The 6,851-nt window shown below is 65.0% G+C and carries 6 protein-coding genes; all 6 read right to left on the bottom strand.

From position 1 onward, the window contains the following. Positions 1–237: 237 nt before the first annotated feature. A complete protein-coding gene (locus QDT69_RS35950) occupies positions 238–864 on the bottom strand; it encodes a glutathione S-transferase family protein (RefSeq protein WP_279711194.1) in 627 nt (208 codons plus the stop codon). 154 nt (positions 865–1,018) lie between these two features. Next, entirely contained in the window at positions 1,019–1,612 is a 594-nt protein-coding gene (locus QDT69_RS35945; RefSeq protein WP_279711193.1) for a GNAT family N-acetyltransferase, read from the bottom strand. 210 nt (positions 1,613–1,822) lie between these two features. Further along, entirely contained in the window at positions 1,823–3,325 is a 1,503-nt protein-coding gene (glpK, locus tag QDT69_RS35940; RefSeq protein WP_279711192.1) for a glycerol kinase GlpK, read from the bottom strand. Positions 3,326–3,613: 288 nt separating this feature from the next. Continuing rightward, complete coding sequence (locus tag QDT69_RS35935; protein WP_279711191.1) at positions 3,614–4,630, bottom strand: SGNH/GDSL hydrolase family protein; 1,017 nt, start codon at positions 4,628–4,630, stop codon at positions 3,614–3,616. Positions 4,631–4,644: 14 nt separating this feature from the next. Next, a complete protein-coding gene (locus QDT69_RS35930; RefSeq protein ID WP_279711190.1) occupies positions 4,645–5,418 on the bottom strand; it encodes an SGNH/GDSL hydrolase family protein in 774 nt (257 codons plus the stop codon). Further along, the gene (locus QDT69_RS35925) at positions 5,415–6,662 is read right to left on the bottom strand and encodes an OpgC domain-containing protein (RefSeq protein WP_074131133.1); all 1,248 of its coding nucleotides are present in this window, start codon (positions 6,660–6,662) and stop codon (positions 5,415–5,417) included. The genes QDT69_RS35930 and QDT69_RS35925 overlap by 4 nt, the downstream gene beginning before the upstream one ends. Positions 6,663–6,851: the final 189 nt, after the last annotated feature.

The following is a 6,851-nucleotide window of genomic DNA, read 5'->3' as shown; positions in this document are numbered from 1 at the left end:
CGCATGCAGTGGCGAACGGGACGGCGGCCCCAGCGTCGCGCAACAATTGAGATTTGGGGTAATGGGTCCTGGCCTTCGCCAGGACGACACTGAGTTTGCAGCACGGCATTTCTTCGTCATTCCGGGGCTCGCGAAGCGAGAGCCCGGAATCCATTCCTCCAAGCATCATGCGGCCCGATGGATTCCGGGTTCTCGCCTTGGCGAGCCCCGGAATGACGAGTAGATGGAGCCGTCCCCCTACCCCTTCGGCGGCGCCAGCGGCTGCACGATATCCTGGAACGGCGGCAGCGCCTCGCAGCGCGCGGCGTGCGCTTGCAGCGCCGGATAGCGCGCATCGAACAGATGCGGATGCGCCTCGCCGGTGAAGCGCAGCGCGCAGGCCACCGCGATGTCGGCATGGCCGATGCGATCGCCGAGCCAATATGGCAATGCTACCGACGCCCGCTCCTGCTCCAGCACCGCGAGCACGCGGGAGATCTGTCCCTCGCAACGCTCGACCCACAGCTTGAGCTGTTCCTTGCGCAGCACACGTTCGTAAACCAGGCTCACCGCCTTGTCGGCGAGCCCGGTCGCCAGCGCCATGATGCGCAGGTGCCGTCGCCGCTCGATGCCCGAACGCGCCAGCATCGCGCGCTCCGGCCCGACCAGCTCGTCGAGATAATCCAGGATCGCGCCGCTCTCGATCAGCGCCTCGCCGTCATCGAGCACCAGCGTCGGCACCCGCTGCACCGGATTATAGGCCGCAACCTTCTCCGCATCGCTGAAGGTCGACCACGGCTTGTGCTCGAACGGCAATCCATAGAACCGCAGCGCGATCGCGGTGCGGCGGACAAAGGGCGAGTCGTACTGGCCGATCAAAAACATCTGTCATCTCGTCGGTCATGCCGCGGCCGACCGCGCTTCGAAACCAGGCTTTCGAAGTGTGGCGGCCAAGCCGAGGACAAAGGTTGCGCTTTGCACCATCGTAGATGGGCTGCGCTGCATTGCAACCGGATCATGATCCGATCTGCATGACGAGCTATGCAATCACCGGCACATGCCTCGCCACATCGCGCGGCAGTTTGCCGTTGAGCCTCGGATCATCGGCCACCTCGATCTGCCGCTTGAACGCGCGGAAGCCGGAGCGCTGGTAGAACGCGACCGCGGAGGGATGATCGAAGGTGCAGGTGTGCACCCAGACGCGGCCGACGTCGCGCGACCAGGCGATCTCGAGTGCGCGATTCATCAGGAAGCGCGCGGCGCCGGTGCCGATGAACTTTGCGGTGACGCCGAAATAGAGCAGCTGGCATTCGCCTGCTACGCTGAAATCGAGTTCGAGCAGGCCTTCATCACGGCCATCCGCGACCAGCCCGTAGAGCTCGACGCCGGGCGCGTGAATCCGCGACGCAAGATCGGCGTCATCGAGCCCGGTGCGGGTGAACCACAGCCATTGCTCGCCGACGCGGAGGTAGAGATCGCGGTACCAGTCGAGCGCCGGTGGATCGACCTTGCGCAGCCGCCACGCGCCGGGCGGATCGTCGCGCATGGGCGGGCGCGCGGTCATTTCCAGATGTGTGACGACGGCGGCGATCTTGCCGTGAGGGATGTCGGAGTAACCGTCGGGCAGCAGCATTAAACGACCTTTGTTTCCACGTTACCGTACGGAAATATCGACATGTCACTGCGCAGATGCAATGCAACGCCGCGTAACAACGTTACCGATTTGTCAGTCGGTGTTTTGCCGAATCACGAGAGATAGAGAGCGCGCGGCGCCCACCACACATCCGGTGTCGTCCCTGCTTTCGCAGGGACGACGGTGGAGTTTGCCGCGCGACCGATCCCCTCACTCCCCCTCGTCGCTCGCCAGCACGCCCTTCACGGCGCGGGCCCAGCCGGCGAGCTTGCGCTCGCGCGTCGCCTCGCTCATTGCCGGCCGGAAGCGATGCTCGAGCCGCCAATTGTCGGCGAATTTTGCCGGCTCCGGATAGACGCCGGCATCGAGGCCGGCGAGATAGGCCGCCCCTAACGCCGTGGTCTCCTGGATCATTGGGCGGTCGACCGGCGCGTTGAGCAGATCGGCGAGCCGCTGCATGGTCCAGTCGGATGCGGTCATGCCGCCGTCGACGCGCAGCACGGTGTTGGCGGCATTGGCCTCCGGCCAGTCGGTGCGCATCGCTGCCCACAGATCGAAGGTCTGGTAGCAGACGCTCTCCAGGGTCGCGTGCGCGAGCTCGGCCGGGCCGGTGTTGCGGGTCAAGCCGAACAGCGCGCCGCGTACGCGCGGATTCCAGTATGGCGCGCCCATGCCGACGAAAGCCGGCACCAGGTAGACGCTCTGCATGCTGTCGGACTTGTCAGCGAGCGGCCCGGTCTCGGCGGCATGCTTGATGATGCCGAGCCCGTCGCGCAGCCACTGCACCGCAGAGCCGGCAACGAAGATCGAGCCTTCGAGCGCATAGGTGCGCTGGCCGCCGAGCTGGTAGGCTATGGTGGTGAGCAGCTTGTTCTTCGAGGCGACCGGCGTGGTGCCGGTGTTGAGCAGCGCGAAGCAGCCGGTGCCATAGGTCGACTTCATCATGCCGGGCTCGAAGCAGGCCTGGCCGATGGTCGCGGCCTGCTGGTCGCCGGCAATCCCCGAGATCGCGATCGGGCCGCCGAACAGATCAGCCGTGCTCTCGCCGAACCGGGCGGAGGAATCCTTCACCTCGGGCAGCATCGAGCGCGGCACACGCAGGAGGTTGATGAGGTCGTCGTCCCAGGCGCCGGTGTGGATGTTGAACAGCAGCGTGCGCGAGGCGTTGGTGGCATCGGTCGCGTGCACTCTCCCGCCGGTGAGCCGCCACAAGAGATAACAGTCGACGGTGCCGAACAGCAGCTCGCCACGCTCGGCGCGCTCGCGCGCGCCCGGCACGTGATCGAGGATCCAGGCGACTTTGGTGCCGGAGAAATAGGGATCGATGATCAGGCCGGTCTTGGCCGAGATCGCGGGCTCATGGCCTTCGGCCTTGAGCCTGGCGCAGATGTCGGCGGTGCGGCGGTCCTGCCAGACGATGGCGCGGTGCACGGCCTGGCCGGTGGCACGGTCCCAGACCACGGTGGTCTCGCGCTGGTTGGTGATGCCGATCGCGGCGATGTCCTTCGCCTTCAGGGAGGCCTTCTCCAGCGCCTCGCGGCACACCATCACGGTCGAGGTCCAGATGTCCTCCGGCTCGTGCTCGACCCAACCGGAGGCCGGGAAATGCTGCGGAAACTCCTGCTGCGCGACCGCGGCGATGGAGATGTCGCCGCGAAACACCATGGCGCGTGACGATGTGGTGCCCTGATCGATGGCCAGCACGAAAGACATGAGCGTTTCCCTTGAGGCTTGGTAGCAGGCGCCAAGGGAGCGGATTACCGCGGCGAGGTCAAGCTGGGTCGATGCGATGTCGCCGAAACCATCGGGCGCAACGGCGTCAGACCCGTCATCCTGAGGAGCGCCAACGGGTCCGCGCGAAGCGCGGCCCGATGACAGGCTCCGCGCGTCTCGAAGGATGCACGGCCACCAGCCGGGCCGTCGACCCTTCGAGACGGCCGCTACGCGGCCTCCTCAGGGTGACGGTGACAGATAAGATTACCGGGAGAGGAGACCGGCCGATCACATCGGCCGGTAGGTCCGCACATCCGACGGGACGTTGACGCCGATCTTGATCGCGCCGACCGAGCGGATGATGTCGTCGCCGAGCAACTGGGCGAAGCAGGCATAGCCCCAATCGTTCATGTGCAGGCCGTCGGCGATGACGAAATCGTTGATCGGGATCGCCTGCTTCTCGTGCCAGTCGCGCATCACCTCGAAGCGCGGGAAGATGCCGACATGGCGCAGCGCGGCGATGCGGCCGAGCAGCTTCACCATGCCCCGCGCGCTTTCCGGACGTTCGGTGACGCGCGGCGAATATTGCGGATCGACCAGCACGAGGTCGGCGCCGTCGGCCTGGATGCGCGCCACGCCGTCCTCGACCTGCTTGGCGGTCTCGACGGGATCGAGGTTGCGCAGCACCGCGTTGGTGCCGACCTGCCAGATCACCATGTCCGGATGCATGTCGATCACTTCGGTCTGCAGCCGCTTCATCATTTCCGGCGCGTCCTCGCCGCCCTTGCCACGGTTGAGCACGGTGATGTCGGCGGACGGATATTGCCGGCGCAGCTGCGCGGCGAGCCGGTTCGGATAGGTGAATTCCGGCGCCGACGAACCATAGCCCTGGGTCGAGGACGAGCCGAACGCGATGATGACGACCGGCTTGCCGGCGGCGAGCTTGGCCGCGACATGCGGCAGCGAGCCGGTGGTATTGGGCACGCCGGTCGGCTGATGACAGGGCACGCGGTGGAAGATGTCGGAGGCCGACCTCGCCACCTGCTTGACCTTGTCGAGCGCCTGGGAGGCAATGCCGGGCTGTTGTTGATTGGCGGTGTCGGCCGCCATCGCGGCGGGCTTGCCTGCATCAGGCCGTGCGGCGTCGGATTTTGTCGCGGCACCCGATGACAGCGCCGCATGCTGGTCGGCCTGGCCGGTCTGCGCACGCGACGGCGCGACCGACAGCGGCGCGAGCAGCGCGAGCACGGCCGCGGCGCGCAGGCTCGGCCCTGCGGCAAGGCAAAAAGGGAACGCGAAACGCATCAACTCTGCTTCCTCTAATTCTGCTGCACCGAGCCCAGATGGGCCGCATCAATCACGAATTTCGCCAGTGCGCGGCCGAGACAGGCATGAACCTTCTTGGCCAGGTCGACACCATGCGCGGTGCTGAACAGGTCAAAATATCCGGCGTCGCTCCATTGCTTCATGATCGCGAACCGGTCGAACAGCGGAACGTCGTGCTGCTGCGCCACCACCTTGATATTGTCGAGATATGGCGGTGCAGAGATCATCGTCTCCGTGCGCGGGCTGTATTGCAGATTGACCAGCACCACGTCTGCCCCGGCGCCCCGCAGCGCAACAACGCCTTCGTTGATGGCGGTACGGAAGTCGTCGGGATCGACCGCTCGCATAGCATCGACCGTTCCGGTCTGCCAGATAACCAAAGTAGGCTTTTTTGCCTCAACAAGCTTAACAAGGGCTCCCGCGGTCTCTTCGGCGGTGCTTTTTGCCTGTAATTCTACGGATAAATCGATGGTTGCCGCCGGAAACGCCTCTTTCAGCGCCGCCTGCAGCGTGGCCGGATAGGCACTCGCCTCGTTGCCGGGGATGGTCGAGGAGCGGCTGCCCACCACCAGCACGTTGAGCGGCTGATTGGCCTTCACCGCATCGGTAACCTTCGGCAGCGAGCTCTCGCTCGCCAGGAGATAGGCGGGCACGTCGCAAGGCGGTGCCGGTGGTGCGGGCTCGGGGGTGTCGCCGGCGCGCGCGGGCGCCGCCGCCAAAGTGGCGGCCAGCAACATCAGGCCCAGCATCGTCCGCGCGGACTTCATGCTCCCCCTCCCGCCAGATCGGCGTTGCCGGTGGCACCTTTTTTCGAGGCGCCTTTGTCGGCGGAGTGCTTGTACCACGAAATAATCCACGCCATGCCCCACATGATGAGGATGCCGCAGACGCTGATCAAGGCGTGCAATGCTGCACCGCCGGAGACTTCGGCCAGCACGAAGTGACCGGCAAAGGCGAGGAAAACCCCGAGACAGAATATCTCAAGCGAATGCTGGCCACACAGGATCAATGGTCGCAGCCAGCGCGATTTCAACCCCGGCCAATCCCGGGGCAGGAAGCGCACGGTGAGGGCTGCGAGCGCCAGGAAATGCGCGAACCGCAGCACGTCGAGGTCGGTCTTGTTGATCGGATACATCCACTGCTCGATCACCTTCGGCATGATGTGGCCGAGCTGCGGCACATACCAGGTCAGGGTCACGAAGAACGCCGCGACGAGATAGGCGATGCAGATCCACATCGTGATGTTCGACGACAGGATGCGCGACATCCGCCGCGCGCCGCCGAGTGCGCACCAGGCGCCGAACACGAACAGCAATTGCCAGGCGAACGGATTGAACGCCCAGAAGCCGTTCGGATAGGCCGACAGATAGAGATCGAACTGCCAGGTCAGCGCGTAGAGCAAGACCGACAGGCCGAGCGTGACGTCGGGCTTCCATTTCATCAGCCACAGGATCAGCGGCAAGAACAGCATCAAGACGATGTAAAGCGGCAGCACGTCCATGTTGACCGGGCGGAAGCGCAGCAGCAGCGCCTGCACGATGGTGACGTCAGGCTGCTTGAGGAAGTCCATGATCCCCATCTCTTCGGAATAGAGCGGGTTCTCGAACGAGGTCGCGACATAGGAGATCTCGGCGAGGAAGATCGTGAACAGGAAGACGTGCGCGACATAGATCTGCCAGACCCGGCGCAGGATGCGCGCGGTCGCGATCACGAAGCCGCCCTCCAGCATCGCGCGGCCATAGACAAAGGCCGCGGTGTAGCCGGAGATGAAGATGAAGATCTCGGTGGCGTCGGAGAAGCCGTAATTGCGGATCGTCAGCCAGGTCAAAAGATTGGTCGGCAGATGATCGATGAAGATCAGCCACAGCGCGAGCCCGCGGAACAGATCGAGCCGCAGCTCACGCTCGCCGGTCGCCGGCAGCGTGATCGCGGGCGCCGCCGCTGCAACCTTCGCCTCGGCTTTGGCGTCAGCCACCGGCGAACCGGCTATGGGATCGGCAATCGAGCTCATCAAACACCGTGTCAGCTGCGGACGCCCGCATGCCGTGCTGAAAAGATAATATCGGTCCGCGACTTGCCGACAAAGCGCAGAGTGCGGCGACATGCGGCCGCGCTTTAGAGCGGAACTATGTTGAAACCGCGATGAACGGACCGTCCACGGGGCCGGGTTTTCACAGCCCGGCAGGCGATTGGTTCCGGC

Source organism: Bradyrhizobium sp. CER78 (assembly GCF_029846235.1).
Lineage (GTDB): Bacteria > Pseudomonadota > Alphaproteobacteria > Rhizobiales > Xanthobacteraceae > Bradyrhizobium.
The sequence above is the reverse complement of the archived record's forward strand: the minus strand, read 5'-3'. Positions and strand labels throughout refer to the sequence as shown.